This is a genomic window from Oxalobacteraceae bacterium OTU3CINTB1 (genome assembly GCA_024123955.1).
Classification (GTDB): Bacteria; Pseudomonadota; Gammaproteobacteria; order Burkholderiales; family Burkholderiaceae_D; genus Rugamonas.
Genome location: CP099652.1, coordinates 599631 through 625056, shown reverse-complemented (window position 1 = coordinate 625056; position 25426 = coordinate 599631). Strand labels below are relative to the sequence as shown.

General features: G+C 64.9%; 23 protein-coding genes. 9 read left to right on the top strand and 14 right to left on the bottom strand.

Translation table 11 applies throughout. The annotated features are described in order from the left end of the window. Window positions 1-3: 3 nt before the first annotated feature. The 8 genes from NHH73_02700 to NHH73_02665 all read right to left on the bottom strand — a co-directional run bounded on the left by NHH73_02700 (window position 4) and on the right by NHH73_02665 (window position 7390). Window positions 4-1350 carry a CpaF family protein gene (locus NHH73_02700; GenBank protein USX27227.1) on the bottom strand — a complete coding sequence of 449 codons (1347 nt, stop codon included), beginning with the start codon at window positions 1348-1350 and terminating at the stop codon, window positions 4-6. A gap of 16 nt (window positions 1351-1366) precedes the next feature. Further along, window positions 1367-2539: an AAA family ATPase gene (locus tag NHH73_02695; protein USX27226.1), complete on the bottom strand. Its 1173-nt coding sequence runs from the start codon at window positions 2537-2539 to the stop codon at window positions 1367-1369. 9 nt (window positions 2540-2548) lie between these two features. After that, complete coding sequence (locus tag NHH73_02690; GenBank protein ID USX27225.1) at window positions 2549-2827, bottom strand: hypothetical protein; 279 nt, start codon at window positions 2825-2827, stop codon at window positions 2549-2551. A gap of 19 nt (window positions 2828-2846) precedes the next feature. Next, window positions 2847-4304, bottom strand: a complete 1458-nt coding sequence (locus tag NHH73_02685; protein USX27224.1) for a type II and III secretion system protein family protein — start codon at window positions 4302-4304, stop codon at window positions 2847-2849. A 7-nt stretch (window positions 4305-4311) separates the two neighbouring features. After that, entirely contained in the window at window positions 4312-5142 is an 831-nt protein-coding gene (gene cpaB, locus NHH73_02680; GenBank protein USX27223.1) for a Flp pilus assembly protein CpaB, read from the bottom strand. Beyond that, complete coding sequence (locus NHH73_02675; protein USX27222.1) at window positions 5139-6512, bottom strand: ATP-binding protein; 1374 nt, start codon at window positions 6510-6512, stop codon at window positions 5139-5141. The genes cpaB and NHH73_02675 overlap by 4 nt, the downstream gene beginning before the upstream one ends. A 100-nt stretch (window positions 6513-6612) precedes the next feature. Further along, window positions 6613-7143, bottom strand: a complete 531-nt coding sequence (locus tag NHH73_02670) for a prepilin peptidase (GenBank protein USX27221.1) — start codon at window positions 7141-7143, stop codon at window positions 6613-6615. 61 nt (window positions 7144-7204) lie between these two features. Then, complete coding sequence (locus NHH73_02665; GenBank protein ID USX27220.1) at window positions 7205-7390, bottom strand: Flp family type IVb pilin; 186 nt, start codon at window positions 7388-7390, stop codon at window positions 7205-7207. Window positions 7391-7875: 485 nt separating this feature from the next. On the opposite strand from NHH73_02665, the gene NHH73_02660 reads away from it, so the two are divergent. Continuing rightward, window positions 7876-8919, top strand: a complete 1044-nt coding sequence (locus NHH73_02660; GenBank protein USX27219.1) for a GGDEF domain-containing protein — start codon at window positions 7876-7878, stop codon at window positions 8917-8919. Window positions 8920-8936: 17 nt separating this feature from the next. Here the strand turns inward: NHH73_02660 and NHH73_02655 are convergent, their stop codons facing one another. Further along, window positions 8937-10157 carry an HD-GYP domain-containing protein gene (locus tag NHH73_02655; protein ID USX27218.1) on the bottom strand — a complete coding sequence of 407 codons (1221 nt, stop codon included), beginning with the start codon at window positions 10155-10157 and terminating at the stop codon, window positions 8937-8939. A gap of 136 nt (window positions 10158-10293) precedes the next feature. On the opposite strand from NHH73_02655, the gene NHH73_02650 reads away from it, so the two are divergent. From NHH73_02650 to NHH73_02635, 4 genes are all read left to right on the top strand, one after another. Next, window positions 10294-11226: a LysR substrate-binding domain-containing protein gene (locus tag NHH73_02650; GenBank protein USX27217.1), complete on the top strand. Its 933-nt coding sequence runs from the start codon at window positions 10294-10296 to the stop codon at window positions 11224-11226. 296 nt (window positions 11227-11522) lie between these two features. After that, window positions 11523-15095: an indolepyruvate ferredoxin oxidoreductase family protein gene (locus NHH73_02645; protein ID USX27216.1), complete on the top strand. Its 3573-nt coding sequence runs from the start codon at window positions 11523-11525 to the stop codon at window positions 15093-15095. Window positions 15096-15184: 89 nt separating this feature from the next. Then, window positions 15185-18472: a methylmalonyl-CoA mutase family protein gene (locus tag NHH73_02640; protein USX27215.1), complete on the top strand. Its 3288-nt coding sequence runs from the start codon at window positions 15185-15187 to the stop codon at window positions 18470-18472. A 41-nt stretch (window positions 18473-18513) separates the two neighbouring features. After that, window positions 18514-18909, top strand: a complete 396-nt coding sequence (locus NHH73_02635; protein USX27214.1) for a TraR/DksA family transcriptional regulator — start codon at window positions 18514-18516, stop codon at window positions 18907-18909. Between the two features lie 42 nt (window positions 18910-18951). On the opposite strand, the gene NHH73_02630 is transcribed toward NHH73_02635, so the two are convergent. Then, window positions 18952-19284: a hypothetical protein gene (locus NHH73_02630; protein USX27213.1), complete on the bottom strand. Its 333-nt coding sequence runs from the start codon at window positions 19282-19284 to the stop codon at window positions 18952-18954. A gap of 100 nt (window positions 19285-19384) precedes the next feature. Here NHH73_02630 and NHH73_02625 point away from each other — a divergent pair, with 100 nt between their 5' ends. Next, window positions 19385-19909: a hypothetical protein gene (locus tag NHH73_02625; protein USX27212.1), complete on the top strand. Its 525-nt coding sequence runs from the start codon at window positions 19385-19387 to the stop codon at window positions 19907-19909. Window positions 19910-19954: 45 nt separating this feature from the next. On the opposite strand, the gene soxR is transcribed toward NHH73_02625, so the two are convergent. Further along, window positions 19955-20395 (bottom strand): redox-sensitive transcriptional activator SoxR, encoded by a 441-nt coding sequence (gene soxR / locus NHH73_02620; GenBank protein USX27211.1) that lies wholly within the window; start codon window positions 20393-20395, stop codon window positions 19955-19957. Between the two features lie 70 nt (window positions 20396-20465). On the opposite strand from soxR, the gene NHH73_02615 reads away from it, so the two are divergent. After that, the gene (locus tag NHH73_02615; GenBank protein ID USX27210.1) at window positions 20466-20891 is read left to right on the top strand and encodes a RidA family protein; all 426 of its coding nucleotides are present in this window, start codon (window positions 20466-20468) and stop codon (window positions 20889-20891) included. A gap of 76 nt (window positions 20892-20967) precedes the next feature. Here the strand turns inward: NHH73_02615 and NHH73_02610 are convergent, their stop codons facing one another. Next, complete coding sequence (locus NHH73_02610) at window positions 20968-21981, bottom strand: substrate-binding domain-containing protein (protein ID USX27209.1); 1014 nt, start codon at window positions 21979-21981, stop codon at window positions 20968-20970. Between the two features lie 249 nt (window positions 21982-22230). On the opposite strand from NHH73_02610, the gene NHH73_02605 reads away from it, so the two are divergent. Beyond that, window positions 22231-22524, top strand: a complete 294-nt coding sequence (locus NHH73_02605) for a hypothetical protein (protein USX27208.1) — start codon at window positions 22231-22233, stop codon at window positions 22522-22524. A 9-nt stretch (window positions 22525-22533) separates the two neighbouring features. Here the strand turns inward: NHH73_02605 and NHH73_02600 are convergent, their stop codons facing one another. Beyond that, window positions 22534-23628: an MBL fold metallo-hydrolase gene (locus tag NHH73_02600; protein USX27207.1), complete on the bottom strand. Its 1095-nt coding sequence runs from the start codon at window positions 23626-23628 to the stop codon at window positions 22534-22536. A gap of 86 nt (window positions 23629-23714) precedes the next feature. Here NHH73_02600 and NHH73_02595 point away from each other — a divergent pair, with 86 nt between their 5' ends. Beyond that, a complete protein-coding gene (locus NHH73_02595) occupies window positions 23715-24341 on the top strand; it encodes a TetR/AcrR family transcriptional regulator (protein ID USX27206.1) in 627 nt (208 codons plus the stop codon). Here NHH73_02595 and NHH73_02590 read toward each other — a convergent pair. Further along, a complete protein-coding gene (locus NHH73_02590) occupies window positions 24338-25426 on the bottom strand; it encodes an exo-alpha-sialidase (protein ID USX27205.1) in 1089 nt (362 codons plus the stop codon). The genes NHH73_02595 and NHH73_02590 overlap by 4 nt on opposite strands.

Below are 25426 nucleotides of genomic sequence, written 5' to 3'. Positions count from 1 at the left end.
CGCTTACTCGTAGATCCGGTCGGGATCGAAGACGGAATCGGGCACCGGCACGCCGAACATGCGCAGCCGCTCGGCAAAGCGCGGCCGCACGCCGGTGGCGGAAAAGGCGCCCTGCACCTTGCCGTTGGCGTCCACGCCTTTTTGCTCGTAGCGGAATATTTCGTGCATCGCGATCACCTCCCCTTCCATGCCGGTCACCTCCTGCAGGCTGACCAGCTTGCGCGTGCCGTCGGTCAGCCGCGAGACCTGCATCACCACCGTCACGGCGGCGCAGATCTGCTGGCGCGTGGCGCGCGAGGTCAGGTTCACGCCGGCCATGCTGACCATGTTCTCCAGCCGCGCCAGCGCGTCGCGCGGTGTGTTCGAGTGGACCGTGGCCAGCGAGCCTTCGTGGCCGGTGTTCATCGCCTGCAGCATGTCGAGCGCCTCGGCGCCGCGCACCTCGCCGAGGATGATGCGGTCGGGCCGCATCCGCAGCGCGTTGCGCACCAGCGAACGCTGATTGACCTCGCCCTTGCCCTCGATGTTGGGCGGGCGCGTCTCCAGCCGGACCACGTGCGGCTGGCGCATTTGCAGTTCGGCCGCGTCTTCGATGGTGACGATCCGCTCGGACGCCGGGATGAACCCGGACAGCACATTGAGCATGGTGGTCTTGCCGCTGCCGGTGCCGCCGGAGATCAGGATGTTGATCTTGGCGTGGCCCAGCGCCTTGAGCACCTGCACCATGGGCGGCGTCAGGCTGCGGTTGTCGAGCAGGTTTTCGATCGTCAGCGGGTTGACCGAAAAACGCCGGATCGACAGGATGGGACCATCGATCGCCAGCGGCGGGATGATGGCGTTCACGCGCGAGCCGTCCGGCAGGCGGGCGTCGACCATCGGACTCGATTCGTCCACCCGCCGGCCCACCCGCGAGACGATCTTCTCGATGATCTTCATCAGGTGGGCGTTGTCGTTGAAGGTGACGCTGGTGAGCTCCAGCCGGCCGGAACGCTCGACATACACCTTGGCGTGGGTGTTGACCAGGATGTCCGACACGCCGGGATCGGCCAGCAGCGGCTCGAGCGGGCCGAAACCGAGCATCTCGTGCTGTATGTCGAGCACCAGGTTGTGCCGCTCGTGCTGGTTCAGCACGATGCGCTCCTCCTCGATGATGCGCTGGACCAGCAGCGCCAGCTCGTGCTTGAACTGCTCCGGCGTGAGCCGCTGCAACCGTTCCAGGTCGATCCGGTCCATGATCGTCTGGTGCATGCTCTTCTTCAGTTCCTGGTAGGCCGCCGCCGCCAGGCCGGGCGGACCGTTGCTGCCTTGCCGGCCGTCCTCGCCGCTGGCCAAACGCTCGCGTAAGCTCATTTTTTGCTCCAGCAAATCAATCGTTGTCGGTGCGCCCGAACAGGCGGTCGAACAGGCCCTTGCTTTCGGAAACGCGGCGCGCCGTCACCAGTTCCACCAGGTCGGCCAGGCTGCGCGCCACGGCGCTGCTGCGCGACAGCTGCAGCACCGGTATGCCCTGGTTGACCGAGTCCGTGGCCGACATGTAATCGTTGGGCACCGTGTGCATCACTTCCGCGCCCAGCGCCTGTTCCAGGTCCATCAGCCGCAACTTGCCGCCTTTTTCGTAGCGGTTGACGATCAGGCGGGTGCGCTCGCTCGGATAGCCCAGCGAACGGAAGATGTCGAGCAGGCGGCGCCCGTCGCGGATGTCCGGCAGCGCCAGTTGCAGCACCGGGTAGATGGCGTCGGCCTGGTCGAGCGCGCGCAGCGAAATGGCGTCGATCTGGCGGCCGACATCGAGCACGATGTAGTCGTAGTGCTGGCGCGCCACGCGCAGGATGGTGTCCATGTGCTCCGGCTTCATGTCGACCAGGTGGTTGGGATCGTCGGCGGCCGCCAGCACGCCGAAGTTCGACGCCACGTGCACCAGGCAGGAATCGAGGAAGGAACCGTCCATACGGCTGATCTGGCCGCAGATGTCGGACAAGGTCATCGCCGGCTTCTGGTCCGACACGTACAAGGTGGCGTCGCCGAACTGGCCATGCAGGTCGATCAGCAGCACCTTCTTGTCGGCCAGCGCGGCCAGCGCGTAACCGAAATTGGTCGACAAGAACGTGGCGCCGCTGCCGCCCTTGCAGGAGATGAAGGCCAGCACCTTCCCGTCGCGCATCTGGCTCACGCCGGCCGCCACCTCGATGCGGTCCATCGACTCGTGGAAGGCCTTGTGCACCAGCGGCAGCTGCAGCACTTCGCGCATGCCGGCCCGCATCGCGCGGATCAGCAAATCCTGCTGCGGCTCGCGCGTCAGCAGCATGAACGAGGCCGAAGGATAGGTCTTGCCGAGACGTTCGACCAGGTCGGCCTCGCCGGGTTCGACGTCGCTGGCGTCGAAGATCACCAGCTCCGGCGACTCCGGCAACTGCCGTTCGACGGCGTCGCGCAGGCCGTTGCGCGACGCCACCAGCTGCACCGCCGGCATGCGCGCCGAACCCTGTGCGGCGATTTCCGCGTGTAGCAGGGCGTCCCTGCTGATCATCAGTGCTTTCATGGTCGGGCCTTATTTAGCGTCGCTGCTGATCATGAACGTCGGCGCCTGCGGGGCGGTGCCGCTGAAGGTGCGCTGATACCGTTCGTAGGCGCCGTGCGCCGCCTTGCCGTTCATGCCGGCCACCGGGTCGGCGTTGCGCCGCGCGTTGGGATCGATGATCTGCTGCGCCATCGCGTTGCGGGTGCTGCTGCCGAACTGGCTGTCCCACTGCGGGGTGGTCTTGCCCAGCGGCGTGTTGACGCAGGCGGCCAAGGTGCATGTCGCCAGCATGCTGAATAAAATACGCATAGTGATTCCTAAGAGGTGATTAACGTTTGTCGATGGTCGGCGAAGGCGCCGGCGCAGTCACGGGCGGCGGCTCGCCTTCCATTTTCCCGCCGAGGAAGAGTCGCGCGCGGCTTGGCGCGGTGGCGCCGTCGGTCGGCAGCTTGTAATCGGCCGGCAGCGGCTTGACCAGATGCGGCGTGACCACAAACAGCAATTCGGTGCGGTCCTGCTGGAAATCGGTGCTGCGGAACAGCGCACCGAGCACCGGTATCTCGCCCAGTATCGGCAGGCCGTGGATATTGGTGGTGCGGTTGTTCTTGATCAGGCCACCGATGGCGAAGCTCTGGCCGTCGAACAGCTCCACCGTGGTGGAGGCGCGCCGCGTCGTGATCAACGGCAGGACGGCGCCGCCGGAGAAGCCGGCCGCCGTGATGCCGACGCCTTCGCGCGATATCTCCGACACTTCCGGCGCCACCCGCAGGTTGATGCGGCCGCCGGCCAGCACGGTCGGCGTGAAGCGCAGGCCGACGCCGAACTCCTTCTCTTCCAGGGTCACTTTGTTGTTGTCCTGCGCGACCGGGACGAAGATTTTGCCGCCGGCCAGAAAGCTGCCTTCCTGGCCGCTGATCGCCATCACCGTCGGCTCGGCCAGGATGCGTACCAGGCCTTCCTTCCGGTCCGCGTCGACGCCCACACGGTTGCCGTCCGGGCGGCCCATGCCCAGCATCCCTTTCAGCGTGCCGCTGAAGAAGTTCGCCGCCAGCGTGGTTTGCCAGCCGCCGCCGCCGACGCTCACCAGCAGCCCGGCCTCCAGCTTGTCGAGCAGCGTCTTGGACACTTCGGCGATCTTCACCTCCAGCATGACCTGCTGCGGCGCGCTGACGTTGAGGAAATTGACGATGCGCGTGCCGCCCGCCGTGGCGCCGCCCTTGGCTTCGGCGGGCGGCGCCGGCGCGCCTTTTTCCGCGACGGCGGCCGACAAGTGCTGCGCCGGCCGGCGCAGGAACGCCGCCGCCAGATCCAGCACGCGCGCGGCGGTCTGCGCGTCGTCGACCATGCCGCTGATGACCAGCGTGTCGCCAGCGGCGCTGATGTGGATGTTTTTCTGCTCCGGCATCAGCGCGGCGATCGACGCTTGCAGCGCCGACGGATCGATGCCGACCACTACTTCGACCACGTTGCACATGCCGCTGCGGCCCTGCACGATCATGTTGCTGGTGCCGATATCGACGCCGACCACGTACAGGGTATCCGGCGCCACCAGCATCGCCTGCAGCACGGCCGGATTGCCGACGCTGCGCGCCTGCACCGGCTCGGGCATGCGCATCAAGGTCGACTTCCCCAACTGCAGCGTCATGCTGCCCGGCGCGGCGGCCTGACCGCTACAGCGCAAGCCCCGGCCTTCGGCAGGAGAATCGGCGGCCGGGGTGGCCGCCTGCAGCCGGAGCGTTGCCGCCGCCAGTACCAGCAGCGTCGCGGTGCGGAGTGGATTTTTCATGGCATCCTCATAGACATTCCTGCGTGCGCTGGGTGCCGACGATAACGCCGACACAAGCGCGCGCGCGCGGGGCTGCCGCCACCTGGGGGCGCGGCCTGGCCGCCACCGCCGGTTCGGGCGCCGGCTCGGCGGGCTTGGCGACGATGCCGAGCAGCGAGGACTTGGTGGCGCCGTCCGTGATGCCCGGACGCGGATCGACCTGGTTGCGCAGCACCAGCGACAAGGTGCCGACACTGCGCGCCAGGTCCAGGTTCTCCGCCTGCGAAGGCGTCACTTCCAGCGTGACGGCGTTGACCACGCGCGGCTTGGTCTCGTCGCGCCCCACCTCCTGGGCGACGGCCAGCACCAGTATCCGTTCCAGTACGATCTTCGAGATGGCGTTCTCGTTGCCGTTTCCCGACGACTGCGTGTTGACGAGGATGTCGACGAAATTGCCCGGCAACGCGAAGCCGGCCACGCCCACCACGTCGTTGACCCGCACGGTGATGGCACGCTTGCCCTCGGTGATCAGCGCCGACAGCCCGCCCACCGTGCCGGTTGGCGCCAGCTTCATTTCGCTCAATGGTTCGTCGCGCAGCACGCTGGTTTTGAGCACGCGCCCCACCAGCTTGGACGCGTCGGTCAGCGCGCCGCGCGGCAGGTTGTCGGCCGGCCAGTCGAGCGACTTCATCATCTCCGGCGTCAGCCGCTGACCGAGGCTGACATCGGCGGCGGCCACCACGATGCGGTTGGCCGTCGTCGGCGTCTGCCGCAGCAGCCAGCGCGACGCCATCAGCACCGCCCCCAGTCCGAATATGACGGCCAGCGCCATCATCCACAGTGCGCGCCGGTTTTTCATAGGATGTGTTGGGCCAGTTGGTCAATGGAGTCGCCGCGGTCGATGGCGGCCGGCCGTTCGCCGCAGGCGAACATGCTGCTCCAGGCCTGGTCGATGGTGGCGACGGTCAGGCGCGGCGACTCGCCGTTGAAGCCGGCGAAATCGACGATGCGGCCGATGATCTCCTGCGGGCCGCTGGCCAGCAACGGCAAGGCGCTGCCCGCGTGCAGTTCGTCGACCAGATAGCGCAGCGAAGGCTCGTCGTACGCCACGCCGGCGCTCAGGCAACGCTGGCGGAACAGCGTGCGGTAGTTGGCCGCGCTCAGCGCGCCGACCGCGATCTTGTAGCCGACGCGGCGCAGCGCCGAGGCGTCGAGCAGCGCGTCCGGCGCCTGGCTGGTGGCGAACAGGAGCCGCATCCGGCACGGCGCGCTGAAATGGTAGCCGCCCGCCAGCGACAACTGGCTGCGCTGCAGCTCCTGCGCCTGCGAGAAGCGGTTGAACAAATCGGTGGACGACATGCGCTGGCGACCCAGGTCGTCGACGATCAGCAGGCCGTTGTTGGCCATCAGCTGGGGCGGCGCGCGGTAGCAGCCGTTGGGCGTGTCCGGCTGCGGGTCGAGCATGTCCTCGCTCAAGTCGCCGTCGAGCGCCACCACGGGCCGCTGGCACAGCACCCAGCGCGGATCGCTGCTGCGCCGCTCGGGCGCCTGGCGCACCTGGCGCGACAACGGCGCGCGGTGCAGCGCCGGATCGTAGACCTGGATGATGTCCTGCCCCACCATCAGCGCATACGGCACGGCGACCAGGCCCTGTTGCATGGCGCCGAGGCGGCGCGCCAGGGTCGACTTGCCGCCGCCCGACGGGCCGTAGAGCAGCATGGTGCGGCCCGAGTACATGGCCGCGCCGAGCATCTGCTGCACCGACGGCGGCAGGAAATCGTCGGAGAATTCGGCGGCCAGATCGTCCGCGCACAGCTGCGGCGTGTGGCCGGCCTGGCGTTCGACCATGGCGCGGTAGGCCTCCAGGGTGACCGGCGCCGGGCCGACATAGCGGCAGCGTTCCATCCACCCGCTGGCGCGCTGCTTGCCGGCCGCCGTCAACTGGTACTGGACGTCGATGTCGGATTCGCCGCGCCACGCCACCTCGGCCACATGCTCGGCCACCAGGAAGTCGAGCGCCTCGCGCAGCACGTTGATCGACAGGTGCAGCTTGGTGGTGAGCACCGGCAGATGGGTGCGGCCGCCGACGTAGATGGCCTTGGCGATGAGCTCGACAATGAGCTGCTGCGGCAAGCCGGTGTCGCGCAGGGTTTTGGGCTGCGGCGGCAACGCGTGGCCCGGCTCGGTCTCCGCAGTGGATGCATAGGGTGAGGGATCGAGGCTGAGCATGGCGGTCTCCGCGGACTGAATTGTTTCATTGAGGAATCAAGTCTATCGGGCGGTGCCCGGCGGGCATTGATGCGCAGCAAAGTCGGACCAAGCGTGCCGGTCAGCGATGCGCCCACGCCACAAAGCCGCCGGTGCCCAGCGCGATGGCCACGCCATAGGGGATGCCGCCGACGCTGCCGATCGAGGCCAGCGGCACGGGCGCCAGCGGCAGCCCGAGCAGGCGCCACATCAACGGTTTGCATATCAGCACGACATTGCGCCAGCTCTCGCGCCAACGGCCGCTACATACCAGCATCAGGACGGCCATGACGCCGCCGATCAGGTAAGCCAGCACGCCGATGTGCAGGGCCGCCTGCGGCCCGACAAAGGCGCCGACCATGGCCATCAGCTTGACGTCGCCGGCGGCCATGCCACGCAATAGATAGAGGGGAAGGAATAAAAAAAAGCCGGCGAAGGTGCCGGCCAGCCATTGCGATACGGGTGCCCACTGCTGCCCGCCGAGCAGATGCAGTATCATCGCCAACAGCAGACCGCTTAAAATGAGGACATTGGGAATCTTGCGCATGGCCAGATCGGTCACCGCCGCCTGCGCGACCAGACAGATCAGAATGACTTCGATGGCGTTCAGCATGGGTGGCTTTCGGACGAAAAAATGGCTTTCCAGCCGGGGGACGACTGGAAAGCCAAGCGGTTTAAGTCGTTGCGTCGGTGATCTTGGAACCGATGGTCTGGAACGCAGACTCCAGCACCGGCGTCAGGAAGGCGAACGCGGCGACGACTGCGGCGACCATGGTCGCCGCGATCAGGCCGTATTCGATGGCCGTGATCCCGTCCTCGTCCGACGCAAACGCCTTTGCTGCTGCGATAAGTGAGTTCATGATGTACTCCCTAGTTGAGTCGATTAAAAAAACCTCTGATACGGACGGCCGGCCTGCAGACCGCCGTTTCCGCGCCATTGAGGTCACTATAGGACTAGCAGCTTTATAGGAATTGACTTGACGCAAGTTTTCTTCAAGGAACTATTTTGGTCGTTTTGCTCAAACAAGCGCAGGTGACGCGCTTGGGCACTGGCGTAGGTCAAACCACTCGTTGTTGCCCGCGAGTACGCTGAAGGCGGCCCGGGACTCGGCTTTGCTGTAGGAAAATGGTTGCAAGAATGGTTGCAATAAGCGTCAAGGACATTTTTTTTCGCACACAAGAATTGCCTTGATTGCAAAAAGCTATTATCCTGCTTAGCTGTTCTTTGGAAAGGCCCCGTATTGCTTCTTTACCGTGCGCCTGACTATCAGAGAAATCGTGCTTGATAGGCGTGAACAAAGCGTGGCTGACCGCAAGGTTGTGTGTTAATTTTCCAGAGAAGAAAATGGATTCCCTACTGAAACACATGGTGGACATGACCGGCCACCGAGATCACACGATGCTCGACATCTCCGTGATTTCGGCGGTGCAGGAGCTTGCCCGCGCGAGTCAGGCCCGCGTGCTGACCCTGGCCACCGTGCGCGGCAAGGTGTTCGTGCGGGCGCGCGCCATCGTCGTTGCCGGCGAGCCGGCTTGCATGGTCGACAACACCGACCTGCACAATCCCGGCGAGCCGATCGAGAATTTCCCGGCGCTGGCGCACTGCATCGCCCACCACGAGTCCGGCGCCGACGTTGCGAACGAGGCCGGCGAGCACACGCTGTGGCTGCCGATCTGGCTGGGCGACAAGGCCGACACCTGCCTCGAGATCGTCAACCCGACGCCGTACACCAGCGACACCATCCATATCATCGGCGGCATCGTCAGCGTCTACCGCAACTTCCAGAACCTGCTCGACTACAGCGAACGCGATTCGCTCACCGGCCTGCTCAACCGCAAGACCTTCGACGACCAGCTCTCCAAGATGCTGGCCGCCAGTATCGAGCAGGATTCGGTCACCTTGCCGGGCGAGCCGGAGCGGCGCCAGCATGGCGACGAGGAAAAGCAATGGCTGGCGGTGGTTGATGTCGACCATTTCAAGCACGTTAACGACCGTTTCGGCCATTTATACGGCGATGAGGTGCTGATCCTGATTGCCAACCTGCTCACCTCGTCGTTCCGCGCGCAAGACCGCGTGTTCCGTTTCGGCGGCGAGGAATTCGTCGTGCTGCTGCGCTCGACTACGCTCGACAACGCCAAGAAGATCATCGAACGCTTCCGCATGAACGTGGCGTCGCATGATTTCCCGCAAGTGGGCAAGGTGACGGTGAGCGTCGGCTTTGTCAGCATCAGCGCGCTGGAGGCGCCGGTGATCATCCTGGGACACGCAGATCAGGCGCTGTACTACGCGAAAAGCCACGGCCGCAATCTGGTGTGCCACTACGATGAGCTGCTCAGCGGCGGCCTGCTGCAGACCACCGCCTCGAACGACACGGCCGAATTCTTCTGACCGGCGGCTGGACGGCTTTACGCCAGGGTTAAAAACCGCATCGGATCGACATTCCACTTGGCCGCCGACTCGTGGCCGACGATCTTGTCGCCCCCCCCAAAGCCCAGCCCGCGCGACAAATCGACCGTTTCCGGCTTGATGTACAGATTCTGCTTGGTGTTGAAGAAGACGTTCACCTTGGGCGCCAGCAGATTGGTTTCGTGTGGCTCGATCACCACACCGAGCCGGCCCGACTCCAGCATCACCAACGTCCCGACCGGATAAATGCCGACGCAGCGCATGAATTCCTGCGCGTACTGCGGATTGAAATGGAACTTGCTCCATTCATAGATCTTGCGCAGCGCCGCCGCCGCCGACATGCCTTTGTGATAACAGCGATCGGCGGTGATGGCGTCATACACATCGACGATGGCCGCCATTTGCGCCAGTTCGCTGATCTGTTCGTTCGCTTGCTTGCCGGGATAGCCGCTGCCGTCGCGCCGCTCGTGGTGGTGCAAGGTGATGTCGAGCGGTATCGGCCCCACCTCTGGCGTCCTGCGCAGGATGTCGTAGCCGTCGCGCGGGTGGCGCTTGACGATGGCGAACTCCTCGTCCGTCAGCGGTCCCGGCTTGTTGAGGATGGCATCGGGCACCAGCGCCTTGCCGGTGTCGTGCAACAGGCCGCCCAGGCCGGCCTGATGGGTGATAGCGGCGTCGATGTTGCGCGATCGGCAAAACGCCACCAGCAGCGTACAGACGCTAACGGAGTGCAAAAACGTGTAATCGTCCTTGGTTTTGATGCGCAGCAGGCCCACCAGCGCGCCCGGATTGCGCAGGATGGACTCGGTGATGCTCTGCACCACGGGCTCGACCTGGTCGAGTTCGATCGCCTTGCCCAGGCGCGCGTCCTGCATTACGGTGCGCACCAGGGTCGAGGCCTGGTGGCGGATCTGCACCGCGCGCCGCATCTCGTCGCCCAGCGAGACGCGCGTGACAATGGGCGTCTTGGCGGCGATGTCAACGATTTCGCGCTCGGTCGCCGCTTGCGCCTCGGCCAGCGACGGCGCGTCCTGCACGTCCAGGCCCCTGCCGCTGTCGATGACCACGTCATGGATGCCGGCGTTGAGGATCTTGCGGATTTCATCCTCGCTGGTCAGCAAAAACCGGTTGCGGACAAACGGGTGCGTCATCCAGTCGCAACTCAGGTCATGTATATACATGCCCACTTTGAGCTGGGATGAGTCGACTTTCTTTAACATACATGCACCCGCGAAAAGTCTGGAGGGGACCACAATATGAATTCAGTATAACAAATAGTTTCCTGTCAGGATCATATTTGCTAGTGTTACCATGTGTTTGTCCATGACTATTCCGGGTCAAGCACCGCGCCACACTATGGAACTCCGCCAACTTCGTTATTTTGTCGCCATCGTCGACCACGGCTCGCTGTCGCGGGCGGCGCTGGTGTTGCACGTGGCGCAACCGGCGCTGACGCAGCAGCTGCGCCAGCTCGAGGAGGAGCTGGGCGTGCAACTGCTGCACCGTTCGGCGCAGGGCGTGCTCAGCACCGACGCCGGCAAGATCTTCTACGAACACGCGCAAGCCATCCTCAAGCAGGTGGCCGACGCCCGTTCGGCCGTCACGCAATCGGCCGAGCGGCCCAGCGGCGGCGTCACGCTCGGGCTGCCGCACAGCATCTCGGGCGCGCTGGCGTTGCCGTTGCTGACGGCCGCGCGCGCCACGTATCCGGAAATCACGCTGCAGCTGACCGAGGAACTGACCGGCAACCTGAGCGAGCAGCTCAAATCCGGCAGGGTCAATCTGGCCGTGCTGTTTGACGACGGCCAACTGGCGCAATTCGCGACAACGCCGCTGGTGGAGGAAGAGTTGCGCTTCATCTGCCGCGCCGACGCCGCCTTCGCGCTCGACCAGGAGACGCTCACCCTTGAGCAAACCCTGGGCACTACGCTAATCCTGCCGGGGCTGCAGCACGGCGTGCGTCCGCGCATTGAAAGCATGGTGCGCGCGGCCGGGCTCAAGCTCTCGAACGTCATCGAAATCAACTCCATCGCCATCCTCAAGTCGGCGCTGCTGGCCGACATGGGCGCGACCCTGCTGCCGTCGGCGCCGGTGCTCGACGAGCTGCAGCGCGGCACCCTGCGCGCGCATCCGATCCGCCAACCGGCGATTTCCCGCACAGTGGTGCTATGCGCCTCGAAAAACATCCCCCTGACCAACGCGGCCAGCGCCATCAGCCGGCTAGTGCAGCAAGTCAGCATGCAGCTGTGCCAGTCCGGCACTTGGCCCGGCGCCACCCCCATCCCCTAAACAATTGCTTCCGATCCGGGGTCAGGTCCACCATTTCTACACGGCCCCGACATTAGCGTCCCTTTTGCGGCGGTAAGGTAGAGCTTGTGTAGCATTGGTGGACCTGACCCCGGAGTTGCTTTGAGGGGTATCACTTTTTCTTATGCCCCGATTGGCAAACACTATTTCCGTACACGTCAACTCGCGCCCATACTAGCCCCAATTCCGCTCACCATGCGGCCCTGGCCCGATCCTGGCGCGCCTACCCGGCGTGACCAAGTTCAGGTGCGATCTGATACCAAAAACGGAGACCTCCCATGCCCGATACCAAGGCAACCGGCCCTGCAACGTCCGCAAGAGACGGCAGCGCCCGACTGACGACCGTCAGCCTCGACGACAAATACACCGCCACCCACGGCGATATCTTCCTGTCGGGCATCCAGGCGCTGGTGCGCCTGCCCATGATGCAGCGGGTGCGCGACCAGGCGGCCGGCTTGAACACGGCCGGCTTCATCTCCGGCTACCGCGGCTCGCCGCTGGGCGGACTCGACGAGAACCTGTGGAAGGCCAAGCCGCACCTGGAAGCGCATCACGTGCAGTTCGTGCCGGGCGTGAACGAGGACCTGGCGGCGACCGCCGTCTGGGGCTCGCAGCAGGTCGATTTGATCGGCGAGGCCAAATACGACGGCGTGTTCGCCATGTGGTACGGCAAAGGCCCGGGCGTGGACCGCTGCGGCGACGTCTTCAAACACATGAACCACGCCGGCACCTCGAAGCACGGCGGCGTGCTGCTGGTGGCGGGCGACGACCACGGCGCCTATTCGTCGACATTGCCGCACCAGTCGGACCATCTGTTCTCGGCGTCGATGATCCCAGTGCTCTATCCCTGTAACGTGCAGGAGTACCTGGACCTCGGCATCCACGGCTGGGCGATGTCGCGTTTTTCCGGTTGCACGGTGGCGTTCAAGGCGCTGGCCGACACGGTCGAATCGTCGGCCTCCGTCGACGCCGATCCGTTCCGCGTCGATGTCAAAATCCCGCTCGATTTCGTCATGCCGGAAGGCGGCCTGAATGCCCGCCTGTCGAGCATTCCGCTCGGCCAGCAGGCGCGCAATCAGGAAGCGCTGATGCAGGATTATAAAATCTACGCGGCGCTGGCCTATGCGCGTGAGAACAAACTCAATCACACCACTATCACCAGCCCAAACGCGAAACTGGGCATCATCGCCTCCGGCAAATCGTACCTGGACGTGCTCGAGGCGCTGGAGGAACTGGGCATCGACGAGAAGATGGCGGCCGATGTCGGCCTGCGCCTGTTCAAGGTGGCGATGCCATGGCCGCTGGAGCCGGACAGCGTGCGCGAATTCGCGCAAGGCCTCGACGAGATCCTGGTGGTCGAGGAAAAGCGCCAGATCGTCGAGTACCAATTGAAGGAACAGCTGTACAACTGGCGCGACGATGTGCGCCCGCGCGTGATCGGCAAGTTCGACGAAAAAGGCGAGTGGGTGGCGCCGCGCGGAGAATGGCTGCTGACCTCCAAGGCCGATTTTTCGGTCTCGCAGGTGGCGCGCGTGATCGCCTCGCGCGTCAAGCGCCTGATTTCCGACCCGGTCACCTGCGATCATATCAAGGCGCGCCTGACCTTCCTCGACGCCAAGGACGCGGTGCTGAAGAAGGCCATCAGCACGCCGTTCCGCCCCGCGTTTTACTGCTCCGGATGCCCGCACAATACCTCGACCAAGGTTCCCGAGGGCAGCCTGGCGCTGGCCGGCATCGGCTGCCACGTGATGGCGACGTCGATCTACCCGGAGTTCAACAAGCTGACCACGCACATGGGCGGTGAGGGCGCGCCGTGGATCGGCCAAGCCGCGTTCTCGAAGATTCCGCACGTGTTCCAAAATCTCGGCGACGGTACCTACTTCCACTCCGGCTATCTGGCGATCCGCGCGGCGGTGGCGGCCAAGGTCAACATGACCTACAAGATCCTCTACAACGACGCGGTGGCGATGACGGGCGGCCAGCCGGTCGACGGCATCACATCGGTACCGATGATCGCGCAGCAGATGGCGGCCGAAGGCGTCAAACGCATCGCGCTGGTGACCGAGGACTTAGGGCGCTACACCGACCGGGCCGCCCTGCCATCGCTGGTCAGCCTGCACGACCGCAAGGACATGGACGCGGTCCAGCGCGAACTGCGCGAGGTCCAAGGCGTATCGGTGCTGATCTACGACCAGACCTGCGCGGCCGAGAAGCGTCGCCGCCGGAAGAAAGGCGAGTTTCCCGACCCCGCCAAGCGCATGGTCATCAACGAAGCCGTGTGCGAAGGCTGCGGCGATTGCGGCGTGCAGTCGAACTGCACCTCCATCCTGCCGAAGGAGACGGAGTTCGGCCGCAAGCGCACCATCGACCAATCGTCCTGCAACAAGGACTACTCGTGCGTGAAAGGCTTCTGCCCGAGCTTTGTCACCGTCGAAGGCGGAACACTGAAGAAGACCAAAACCGGGGTGAGTAAATCCAATAGTGACGACGGCGACGACGGTTTCGGCGCGCTGCCGGAACCCGAACTGCCATCCTGCGAGCAGCCCTACAACATCCTGATCAACGGCATCGGCGGCACCGGCGTGATCACCGTCGGCGCCTTGATGGGCATGGCCGCGCACCTGGAAGGCAAAGGCGCGTCGGTGCTGGATATGACCGGCATGTCGCAGAAAAACGGTTCCGTCACCTCGCACGTGAAGGTAGCCAAGACCCCCGCGCACCTGCGCGCGCAGCGCATCGCCACCGGTGAGGCGGACGTCATCCTCGGCTGCGACATGCTGACCGCCGGCGCCGCGGATGCGGTGTCGAAGATGCGTCCCGGCCGCACTCTGGCCGTCATCAACCTGCACGAACAGCCGCCCGGCACCTTCGCGCAAAACGCCGACTGGCAGTATCCGGTCGCGGAAGTGCGCGCGCTGATCGAGGAATCGGTCGGCGGTCCCGGCGCCGCCGATTTCATCGACGCCACCAAGCTGGCCACGGCGCTGATGGGCGACTCCATCGCCGCCAATCTGTTCATGCTCGGTTACGCGTGGCAGCGGGGCCGGATTCCGCTAACCGAGGCGTCGCTGCTGCGCGCGATCGAACTCAATGGCGTCGGCATCGCGTCCAACAAAAAGAGCTTCCTGTGGGGCCGCCGTGCGGCCGTGGACCTGAAGCGCGTCGAGCGCGTGGCCACGCCGACGCAGGCAATCGTCGTGCAAATGCCGCAAAGCCTGGAGAACATCGTCGCCAAGCGCGTGCAGTTCCTGACCGATTATCAGAATGCCGCCTATGCCGGCGTCTACGAGCAGCTGGTGTCGCAGGTGCGCGCCAAGGAGACCGCGCTGGGACTGGGGAACAAGCTGTCGACCGCCGTGGCCAAGTACTATTTCAAGCTGATGGCGTACAAGGACGAATACGAAGTGGCGCGCCTGTACACCGACGGACGCTTTGTCGAGCAGCTCAAACAGCAGTTCGAGGGCGACTTCTCGATCAAGTTCAATCTGGCGCCGCCGCTGTTCGCGAAGAAGGACGCCAAGGGCCATCTGGTCAAGGCGGAATTCGGCTCGTGGATGTGGAGCGCGTTCAAGCTGCTGGCCAAGTTCAAAGGCCTGCGCGGCGGAGCGTTCGATGTCTTCGGCCGCAGCGACGAGCGCAAGATGGAGCGCGCGCTGATCGTCGAATATCGTGAGATGGTCACCGCTTTGATCGGGGGGCTTACCGTGGAAAACCACGCGCTGGCGGTCGAACTGGCGGGGTTGCCGGAAAAAGTGCGCGGTTATGGTCACGTGAAGGAGAAGGCGGTGGCGGTCTTCCACGCCGAGAAGGCGCGCTTGATGGCGCAATTCGGCCAGCAGCGCGCAGCCTAAGCCTCAAAAGCTTACGTTTACGTAAACGTCATATAATAGCCACACAAAAACGCACGACATAGATCGCCGCACAGAATAGAAGGGACACCATGAACGACCTCTCCGCTCCGACCATCGCAGCAGTGCCGGACCAGCCGCGCCTGAACAACAAAATCCGCTTCGTCACCGCCGCCTCGCTGTTCGACGGCCACGACGCCTCGATCAACATCATGCGCCGCATCCTGCAATCGAACGGCGTGGAGGTGGTCCACCTGGGCCACAACCGCTCGGTCGACGAGGTGGTCACCGCAGCCCTGGCGGAGGACGTGCAGGGCATCGCCATCTCCAGCTACCAGGGCGGCCATGTCGAATACTTCAAGTACATGCTCGACCTGCTGCGCCAGCGCGGCGGCGCCCACATCAAAGTGTTCGGCGGCGGCGGCGGCGTCATCGTCCCCGACGAAATCGCCGACCTGCATGCGTATGGCGTCACCCGGATTTTCAGTCCGGAGGATGGCCAGCGCATGGGCCTTGTCGGCATGATCCAATGGATGGTGCAGCAGTGCGACATCGACCTGTCGCAGTACTCCCCGACCTCGCTGGCGCCGCTGCGCGAAGGCGATGTGGCCTCGCGCCATCGCCCGCTGGCGCAGCTGATCACCGCGCTGGAAAACGACAAGGCCGCGCCGGCGCTGCGCTCGGAAATCCTGGCCGCCGCCGAAGGCTTGCCCGTGCCGACCCTGGGCATCACCGGCACCGGCGGCGCCGGCAAATCGTCGCTGACCGATGAACTGATACGCCGCATCCGCCTCGACCAGGCCGACGCGCTCAACATCGCCATCATCTCGATCGACCCGTCGCGCCGCAAATCCGGCGGCGCGCTGCTGGGCGACCGTATCCGCATGAACGCGATCAATCCGTGGGCCGGCCAAAGCCGCGTGTTCATGCGGTCGCTGGCCACGCGCGAGGCGGGCTCCGAGATTTCCGAGGCGCTGCCCGACGTCATCGCCGCCTGCAAGGTGGCCGGCTTCGACCTGGTCATCGTCGAAACCTCCGGCATCGGTCAGGGCGACGCCGCCATCGTGCCGCACGTGGACGTGTCGATGTACGTGATGACGCCGGAATTCGGCGCCGCCTCGCAGCTGGAAAAAATCGACATGCTCGATTTCGCCGAATTCATCGCCATCAACAAGTTCGATCGCAAGGGGTCGCAGGATGCGCTGCGCGACGTCGCCAAGCAGTACCAGCGCAACCGCGAGCTGTGGAGTCAACGCCCGGAGGAGATGCCGGTCTACGGAACGCAGGCGTCGCGCTTCAACGACGATGGCGTCACCGCGCTGTATCAGGGCCTGTTGCCGAAGCTGGCGCAATTCGGCCTGCCGACCAGGCCGGGCAAGCTGCCGGCGGTCGCGCTGCGCCACTCCAGCGGCAAGAACGTGATCGTGCCGCCGGCGCGCGCCCGCTACCTGGCGGAGATCGCCGACACCGTACGTGGCTACCACCGCTTCACCCGTAAGCAGGTGACCCTGGCGCGCGAACGCCAGCAACTGACCGAATCCAAACGCATGCTGGCCCTGGCGCACAAGAGCGCCGACTTTGACGATTTGATCGCCGACCGCGACGCCGCAATGGACGCCGGCGCCAAGAAGCTGCTGGCCGGCTGGCCGGAGATGCAGGCCGCGTATGCAGGCGACGATTACGTCGTCAAAATCCGCGACAAGGAAATCCGCACACGCCTGGTGCAGCACACGCTGTCCGGCACCAAGATCCGCAAGGTGGCCCTGCCCCGTTATGAAGACCACGGCGAGATCCTGCGCTTCCTGATGCTGGAAAACGTCCCCGGGTCGTTCCCGTTCACCGCCGGCGTGTTCCCGTTCAAGCGCGAAGGCGAAGACCCGACCCGCATGTTCGCCGGCGAAGGCGACGCCTTCCGCACCAACCGCCGTTTCAAGCTGGTCTCCACCGGCATGGACGCCAAGCGCCTGTCGACCGCGTTCGACTCGGTCACCTTGTACGGTGCCGATCCGGCGCCGCGCCCGGACATCTACGGCAAGGTCGGGAACTCCGGCGTCTCGATCGCCACGCTGGACGACATGAAGGTGCTGTACGACGGCTTCAACCTGTGCAGCCCGAGCACCTCGGTCTCAATGACCATCAACGGCCCGGCGCCGACCATCCTGGCGATGTTCATGAACACCGCCGTCGACCAGCAAATCGACCGCTTCGTCGAAGAACACAAGCGCCAGCCGGACGCCGGGGAAGCGGCCAAGCTGCGCGAATGGGTGCTGCAAAACGTACGGGGCACCGTGCAGGCCGACATCCTGAAGGAAGACCAGGGCCAGAACACCTGCATCTTCTCGACCGAATTCTCGCTCAAGGTGATGGGCGACATCCAGCAGTACTTCGTCGAGCACCAAGTGCGCAATTTCTACTCGGTGTCGATCTCCGGCTACCACATCGCCGAAGCAGGAGCGAACCCGATCTCCCAGCTGGCGTTCACCTTGTCGAACGGCTTCACCTTCGTCGAAGCCTATCTGGCGCGCGGCATGCACATCGACGATTTCGCGCCCAACCTGTCGTTCTTTTTCTCCAACGGCATGGACCCGGAATACACGGTGCTCGGCCGCGTCGCCCGCCGCCTGTGGGCGGTGGCGATGCGCGACAAGTACGGCGCCAACGACCGCTCCCAAAAGCTCAAGTACCACGTGCAGACGTCGGGACGCTCGCTGCACGCGCAGGAGATCGACTTCAACGACATCCGCACAACGCTGCAGGCGCTGATCGCCATCTACGACAACTGCAACTCGCTGCACACCAACGCCTACGACGAGGCCATCACCACGCCGACCGACGAATCCGTGCGACGCGCCCTGGCAATCCAGCTTATTATTAATCGCGAATGGGGCCTGGCGAAGAACGAGAATCCGAACCAGGGTTCGTTCATTATGGACGAGCTGACCGACCTCGTTGAGGAAGCGGTGCTGCAGGAGTTCGAGCGCATTGCAGAGCGTGGCGGCGTGCTGGGCGCGATGGAAACCGGCTACCAGCGTGGCAAGATCCAGGAAGAGTCGATGCTGTACGAGCACCAGAAGCACGACGGCACCTTGCCCATCGTCGGCGTCAACACCTTCCGCAATCCGAAGGCGACGGGCGAGCCGCAAAAGATCGAACTGGCCCGCTCCACCGACGACGAGAAGCAATCGCAGCTCAAGCGGCTGGAGGAATTCCACAGCCGCCACGCGGCGCAGGCCCCGGCCGCGCTGGCCGCCTTGCAACAGGCGGCGATCGACAACGATAACGTGTTCGAAAAGCTGATGGAGGCGGTGCGTGTCTGCTCGCTGGGGCAGATCACCACTGCGCTGTTCGAGGTCGGCGGCCAGTACCGGCGCAATATGTAGACGAACCAAACACCGACTAACCAACCCGCAGGAGGAAGACCATGACTACACTTTCTGCCGAAACATCGGCCGAGCTGCACAAGCGGCTCGACAGCGCGCGTGACGACGTGCTCGCGCAAATCCGCACCCGTTCTGACAGCTCGGACGAGCCGGCGGCGGTGTCCTTGCTGGCCCATCAGGGACAGCCGGACGACGTCTCGCAGGCCGCGTATCAGCGCGACGACCAGATGGCGTTGCTGGGACAGGAGCGCGAATTGCTGCACGCTATTGATGTTGCCAGGGGCCGCCTTGACGAAGGCGTCGCAAACGTTTGCGCCGTCTGCGGCGAAGAGATTCCCGAAGCGCGCCTGCTGGCGCTGCCGACCGCGCAAACCTGCATTCGCTGCCAGGAGCGTGCCGAGGCCGGTGGCCAGACACCGTCCCCGACAACAATGTAGGCCAGGCCGCCGGCCAGCGCGGCCGGCGTGATGCCGCGCGCCTTACGTCTGGCCGGTCCGATCCTGCTGATCCACCGCGCGCACGTCGCGATCGCGCTCGGTCGCTGGCGTCTCTTCCCCACCGTTATCATTGCCCCCGCCCGGCGGCCGGCCCAAACCGGCACCGCCGACTTCGTCAATCGGCGCACCGGCGCCGATGCCGGTGCTGACCAGCGCGGGGTCGTTCAGATCCTGCCCGGGCGTATTGGACGCCACCACCTTATCGACATCGTCGTTCTGGATCGGATCGGGCGGATGGGTGGGAATCGGCGGTTGCATACGCATGCGTTCCGGATCTTGCGGGTCGAGCTTCTCATCACTGTTGTGCTGGTTCATGCTGTCCTCCTCGTTTGCTGTGTCCTCGTAACCATGGGGTCCATGCCTGAATCGTGCGCGCCGGAAAAGGACGCCGATTCACGATAAATTTTGGCAGAATTTGTCAACGCATGAAACACCGGAGACCATCATGAGCAACGAGCAACGCGATCAACAAAGCACTGCTGAGCGGCAGCCTCCAGGAAACGCACAAAAGGCGGAGCCAACGCGCAGCGATGTACCCTCGGCGGGAACCCAGCCGGTAACCGCGACCGCCGGGCCGGACTTCACTGGCGCGCCCACCACTGCGGCGCAGGTGGCCGCCACCGGCAGCGATGCGGCCGCCGGCGCGCGCCAGTCGGGCGGCGCTGGCGGTCCCGGCGGCGAAGGACCGCGCCATCAGGCCGATGGGATCGATGGCGTTGGCGCGCCCGGCGCGCCCGGCGGCTCGCTGGCCGGCGGCGGCGACAACGCGGCGGGAGCGGCCGTGGCCGGACGGACCGGACTTGGAGAAGCCGCCTCCGCCGACGACACACGCACCGGCACGGGAACGTCGTCGGGTCACGCCACACCGCTGACCGGCGGCGACCCCAGCAGCGGCTCGACGCCGTCGGTGGACAACAGGGGCGGCGCATCCAGCGCCTAGCCCCGCACCGAGTGTAGCGCCGCGCGCGCTATGCGTTGGTTGGGGCTAAGGCTTGAAGTGCGGCCCCGCGCCCTCCTGCGCCAATGCATCCTGTGCATTGCGTAGCGGGCAGGCCTTCAACGACAGGCACCCGCAACCGATGCAGCCATCCAGTTGATCGCGCAACTGCGTCAACGTACGGATGCGCTCATCGAGTTCCGCTTTCCACGCGGCCGAGAGGCGGCGCCAGTCCGCCACCGTCGGCGTGCGCCCGGACGGCAGCGCATTCAACGCCTCGGCGATGGCCGCCAGCGGCATGCCCACCCGCTGTGCCACCTTGATCACCGCCAGCCGGCGCAACACCGAGCGCGCGTACCGCCGCTGGTTGCCGCCGGAGCGCAAGGAGTGAATCAAGCCCTTGGCCTCATAAAAATGCAGTGCCGATACCGCCACGCCGGCGCGCCCGGCCAGCTCGCCGACGCCCAGCTCCTTCGGAGGAGATGCCATATAAAATCCTTGACCTCAAGTTAAGTTGAGATTTTATAGTGTTCGCACACTCATCACACGAAAGGCCGCCATGACCCAGCTTAAATTCATCAACCCACCCGGTTTGTACGACCCGCGTCCCAACGGCTACAGCCATGTCGTCGTCGCGGAAGCGCCGGCACGGCTGATCTACATCGCCGGCCAGGGCGGGGAAAACGCCGATGGCGTGCTGTCGGAAGATTTCGGAACGCAAGTGAAGCAGGCGCTGGCAAACCTGCAAACGGCATTGAGCGCGGCCGGCGCCGGATTCGCCAACGTCGCCAAGCTTACGGTGTTGATCGTCGACCATAGTGAAGAACGCCTGCGCATCTTCGGCAGCGCGCTGGGCGAAGCGTGGGGCGACAATCCCGCCCCGGCCTGCACATTGATCCCGGTCCCGCGCCTGGCGCTGGACGGCATGCTGTTCGAGATCGAAGCGACCGCGATCAAACAAACATCAGATCGGGGTCAAGTCTGACAATCGGACACGAGATCAGCCGTATCAACCTATGGCGGCCGAGTTCGTGTCCGAATGTCAGACTTGACCCCGGGGTTTAAAGCGGCAAACAGGGCCCAACCGTCGTCCCGGCCAAAAACACCGGCTGCCACAACTCGTGCAATTCGCTCGCCGGCGTGCCGTCGATCAGCGCCAGCAGCATCTGGATCATGCGCGCGCCGGCCTTGGTCGGCTCCGGCTGGTCGATGGTGGTGACGTTGGCGCCGGCCAGGGTGTCGGCCATGCTGCCCCAGACGATGATGGACATTTCCTTGCCCATTTCCACGCCGGCGTCGCGCAAGGCGCGCACTGCGCCGATGCCGGCGATGTTGTTGTCGACAATGACGGCGCTCGGGCGCGGCGAGCACGCCAGCAACTGCTGCATCGCCTGGTAACCGCTGCGCCGGTCCAGCTTGCTGTCGATCAGGTAGCGCGGATCGACAGCCAGGCCCGCCGCCGCCATCGAGGCGACGAAACTGTCCCGGCGCTGGCGCGCGAAGTTCATTTCCAGCGGTGCGCTGATCAGGGCCACGCGCTTGTGCCCCCACGCCAGCAGCCGCTCTATGGCCATGCTGGTGCCGGAGGCGTTGTCATAGTCGAACCAGGCGTACGGGGCGTCGAGCTCGGTGCGGCCGTAGGCGATGAACGGGAATTTGGATTTGCTGAGGAAGGCGACGCGCTCGTCGCGCACCAAGGTGCGGGCCACCACCAAACCGTCGACACGGCGGCCCAAAACGGTCTGCTGATAGGAGCGTTGCTCGGCGTTCGGCGACACCGGCGCGATGATCAGGTTCTTGCCCACGTCCTCGAGCGCGGCCGACATGCCGGACACCACATCCAGGAACATCGGATCGCCCAGGTCGGACGGCAGCAGCGGATAAATGATGCCGAACACATTGGTGCGGCCCAGCGCGAGGCTGCGCGCGAGCGGATTGGGCTGGTAGCCGGCCTCCTGGGCGGCCTTCAAAACCCGCTCGCGCGTCCGGACATTGACCTCAGGGTAACCGTTTAACGCCCGGCTCACAGTGGTCTTCGACATGCCGAGGAACTTTGCCAGGAGCTGAAGATTCATAGAAAAACGCTCAATGTTGATCATTGATTATAGCGGCGCTGATGAGCTTGCCGCCATAGCGATCGCTTTTTCTAATGAGAAATACAACACTCGGCGGACCTTGCCTTTTTGTCCGCCATCACCTAATCTTAAGGGATCGATGTCAATTCTGCATCATCGCGTCCAGCGTTTTGTTACCAGGGGAATATCGTGGCCACCGTAATTTCTGCCAATGCATTGCAAGCTTCGGTCGCACAAGCTGAACGGCAAGTGCAACAGGGTCAGTCGAGGGTGAGCCAGGACGCCGGCCGCCTGGAACAGAGCCGCAGCCAGCTGACGAAGGACCGGCAAACCCTGGCCGATACCCAGCGGCAAAGCACCCAGGCCCAGCAACAGCAGGCCCCGGCGCAATCGTCGGCGATCCAACTGGGCGCCGCGCTCGGCAGTGCGATCGAACGCCCCAGCCGCGCCGAACAGCTACTGACGGCCAATCCGGCCGCTGTCCGGCCTCAGCTGAACGCGCAGGGACAAACCATCGGCAAGCTGATCGACGTTACCGCCTAGACACCAGGCCTAGGCGCTCGCTGCGGCGGCTTCGGCGGCGGCCGTTTCCCGCTCCACCAGCGGCACCCACCATTTGCCGTCCAGCGCCGGCTGCGTGATGTCGAGCGCAAGGCCGATCTCCGGCGTCGCCAGCGGCAGCCTGCGCTCGGCCGCCAACTCCGAAATCCGGTTGAACGGGTCGTGCCACGCGTGCATCGACAAATCGAAGGTGCCGTTATGGATCGGCATCATGACCTTGCCCTGCAAGTCGATATGCGCCTGCAACGACTCCTCCGGCTGCATATGGACGTCCGGCCATTGCGGATCGTAGGCGCCGGTCTCCACCATGGTCAGGTCGAATGGGCCGAATTTGCGCCCGATCTCCTTGAAGCCATCGAAGTAACCGCTATCGCCGCTGAAAAACACCTTCAGGCCACGGTCCTCGATGACGAACGAGGCCCACAGCGTCTTGTTGCGGTCGTTCAAGCCGCGGCCCGAGAAATGCTGGGCCGGCGTCGCCACCAGCTTCAGGCCGGCCACCTGCGTGCTCTGCCACCAGCTCAACTGGCGCACCTTGGCGCGCGGGATGCCCCAGGCGATCAGGCGGTCGCCCACGCCCAGCGGCGTGATGAAGTGTTCGGTCTTGGCCGCCAGCTTGAGCACCGCCGCCTTGTCCAGATGGTCGTAATGGTCGTGCGACAGGATGATGCCCTTGATCGGCGGCAGTTCGTCGATGCTGATCGGCGGCTTGTGGAAGCGCTTCGGACCGGCCCACTGCACCGGCGAGGCGCGCTCGGAGAACACCGGATCGGTCAGCCAGAAGTTGCCGTCGAGCTTGAGCAACACGGTCGAATGGCCGAGGCGGAACAGGGTGCGATCCGGAGCATCCAATAACTGGCGCTGCGTGATCGCGTGAACGGGAATGGCCTGGCGCGGCACGGTGTCGGCCGGCTTATCGAACAGCACCCGCAACATCAGGCCCAGGCCCTGCATCAGGCCCATCGCATGCATCTTGACCGGATTGCGGAACTTGCCGGTGCGCGTGCGCGGGGCGGTGGGCACGGACAGGCCGTCAAGGCCGTCGAGATCGGCGGGGGATTTGGCGATAGCGGTTTGATAAGGCATCGGAACGCTCCAGGGCAGATAATGTACACTACACAGTGTAGTTACATTTTTTGAGAAAGTAAACCAGACGGTGTAAAATAAATGCCATGAACCTTCCCCTCAAGCTCACCGACCGTAAGCGCCAGGCCGTCGTCGACGCCGCCATTGCGGAGTTCCGCGCCAGCGGTTTCGAAGCCACCAGCATGGACAAGATCGCCGCCACGGCCGGCGTGTCGAAACGCACCGTCTACAACCACTTCCCCAGTAAAGACGAACTGTTCGCGCAAATATTGCATGAGTTATGGACCAGCACGACCGCGTTGATGGAAACGCCGTATGTGCCGGAGTTGCCGCTGCGACAACAGCTAATGGAGATTCTTGGCAAAAAGATGGCGATGCTGCAGGACGCCTACTTCCTGGACCTGGCGCGGGTGGCGATCGCCGAAACGATCCACTCGCCGGCGCGCGCCCACGAGATGGTGGCGCGGCTCAGCGCCAAGGAGGAAGCCGTCACGCAATGGCTGCGCGCGGCGCAGGCCGACGGCAAGCTGCGCGAGGCCGACCCGGCCATGGCCTCGCAGATGCTGCAAGGACAGCTCAAAACCTTCGCCTTCTGGCCGCAAGTTACGCTAAACCAGCCGCAACTGGACGCGGCCACGCAGCAAAAGGTGATCGAGACCGCCGTCGACATGTTCCTGGCCTACTACGGCCCCGGGACCGAAGTAAAAGCCTAGGCGAAGCTGACCGCGTAAATCGGCGGCAACGTGGTGGACACGGTCTGCCACTGGCCGCCGCCGTCCTCCGACAGCCAGGCGCCGCCGGTCGTCGACCCCATCAGCAACAACTGGCCGTCGTCGCTGACCGCCAGCCCGTGCCGGTAGACCAGGTCGTAGCAATGCTGCTGCGGCAGGCCGCCGCGCCACGCGGTGAAGCTCTGGCCGCCGTCGATGGTGCGGGTGACGGCCAGCGCCGCGCGCGGCGGCACGCGCTTGCTGTCGGCCTCGGCGGGCACGAACCACGCCGTCTCGCCGTCCGTCGGATGGACCGCCGTGGCGAAACCGAAATTCGACAGCGGCGCCGCGCGCACCTCGGTCCAGTTGGCGCCGTTGTCGACGCTGCGCCAGATGCCGTTGTGATGCTGGCACCACAGCTTGTCCGGCTCGCCCGCGCAGCGCACGATGCGGTGCGGGTCCTGCACCGCCTCCACCTCGGCCAGCTCGGGCGGCATATAGCTCGCCACCATGCCCCTGGCGCGCGGCGCCCAACTCTCGCCGCCGTCGCTGGTCAGCCAGGCGCCGCCGCACGACACGCCCACCAGCACCGAGCGGCTGTCGCGCGGATCGACGCAAATGCTATGGATGCCCGGCACGTCGTAGCCGCCGCCCATCCACTGGCTGCGCTCGGGAATGTTCCAAAGCGGCTCGACCAGACGCCAGCTGTCGCCGCGGTCGTCGGAGCGGAACAGGCCGCCCGGCAAAGTCCCCGCCCATAGCACGCCAGGCTGGTCCGGCCCGCCGGCCGCCAGCGACCAGATTTGCTTGACGGCCCACTCGACCTTGTCGTCGCTGTCTGCCGGCTTGGGCGGAAACGCCGGCGCCGCGATCTCGGTCCAGTCGGTCGCGCCCGGATCGAGCCGGTGCAGCTTGCTGCCGAAATGGCCCAGGCTCAGCGCCGCGTACAGGGTGCCGTCGCGCCGGTCCGGCAGCACCATCGACACCGGATCGCCAAGAAAATGCTGCCGGTCCACATGCCACGCCTCGTGCGTGCGGTAGAGTTCGAACAGCCCCTTGCGGGTCGCCAGATAGGCGCGGTCGGACAT

Bases quoted from the DNA above. Each gene is read 5' to 3' on its own strand.
- NHH73_02700 (USX27227.1), bottom strand. From the start codon at position 1,350: ATGAGCTTACGCGAGCGTTTGGCCAGCGGCGAGGACGGCCGGCAAGGC.
- NHH73_02695 (USX27226.1), bottom strand. From the start codon at position 2,539: ATGAAAGCACTGATGATCAGCAGGGACGCCCTGCTACACGCGGAAATC.
- NHH73_02690 (USX27225.1), bottom strand. From the start codon at position 2,827: ATGCGTATTTTATTCAGCATGCTGGCGACATGCACCTTGGCCGCCTGC.
- NHH73_02685 (USX27224.1), bottom strand. From the start codon at position 4,304: ATGAAAAATCCACTCCGCACCGCGACGCTGCTGGTACTGGCGGCGGCA.
- cpaB (USX27223.1), bottom strand. From the start codon at position 5,142: ATGAAAAACCGGCGCGCACTGTGGATGATGGCGCTGGCCGTCATATTC.
- NHH73_02675 (USX27222.1), bottom strand. From the start codon at position 6,512: ATGCTCAGCCTCGATCCCTCACCCTATGCATCCACTGCGGAGACCGAG.
- NHH73_02670 (USX27221.1), bottom strand. From the start codon at position 7,143: ATGCTGAACGCCATCGAAGTCATTCTGATCTGTCTGGTCGCGCAGGCG.
- NHH73_02665 (USX27220.1), bottom strand. From the start codon at position 7,390: ATGAACTCACTTATCGCAGCAGCAAAGGCGTTTGCGTCGGACGAGGAC.
- NHH73_02660 (USX27219.1), top strand. From the start codon at position 7,876: ATGGATTCCCTACTGAAACACATGGTGGACATGACCGGCCACCGAGAT.
- NHH73_02655 (USX27218.1), bottom strand. From the start codon at position 10,157: ATGTTAAAGAAAGTCGACTCATCCCAGCTCAAAGTGGGCATGTATATA.
- NHH73_02650 (USX27217.1), top strand. From the start codon at position 10,294: ATGGAACTCCGCCAACTTCGTTATTTTGTCGCCATCGTCGACCACGGC.
- NHH73_02645 (USX27216.1), top strand. From the start codon at position 11,523: ATGCCCGATACCAAGGCAACCGGCCCTGCAACGTCCGCAAGAGACGGC.
- NHH73_02640 (USX27215.1), top strand. From the start codon at position 15,185: ATGAACGACCTCTCCGCTCCGACCATCGCAGCAGTGCCGGACCAGCCG.
- NHH73_02635 (USX27214.1), top strand. From the start codon at position 18,514: ATGACTACACTTTCTGCCGAAACATCGGCCGAGCTGCACAAGCGGCTC.
- NHH73_02630 (USX27213.1), bottom strand. From the start codon at position 19,284: ATGAACCAGCACAACAGTGATGAGAAGCTCGACCCGCAAGATCCGGAA.
- soxR (USX27211.1), bottom strand. From the start codon at position 20,395: ATGGCATCTCCTCCGAAGGAGCTGGGCGTCGGCGAGCTGGCCGGGCGC.
- NHH73_02615 (USX27210.1), top strand. From the start codon at position 20,466: ATGACCCAGCTTAAATTCATCAACCCACCCGGTTTGTACGACCCGCGT.
- NHH73_02610 (USX27209.1), bottom strand. From the start codon at position 21,981: ATGAATCTTCAGCTCCTGGCAAAGTTCCTCGGCATGTCGAAGACCACT.
- NHH73_02600 (USX27207.1), bottom strand. From the start codon at position 23,628: ATGCCTTATCAAACCGCTATCGCCAAATCCCCCGCCGATCTCGACGGC.
- NHH73_02595 (USX27206.1), top strand. From the start codon at position 23,715: ATGAACCTTCCCCTCAAGCTCACCGACCGTAAGCGCCAGGCCGTCGTC.
- NHH73_02590 (USX27205.1), bottom strand. From the start codon at position 25,426: ATGTCCGACCGCGCCTATCTGGCGACCCGCAAGGGGCTGTTCGAACTC.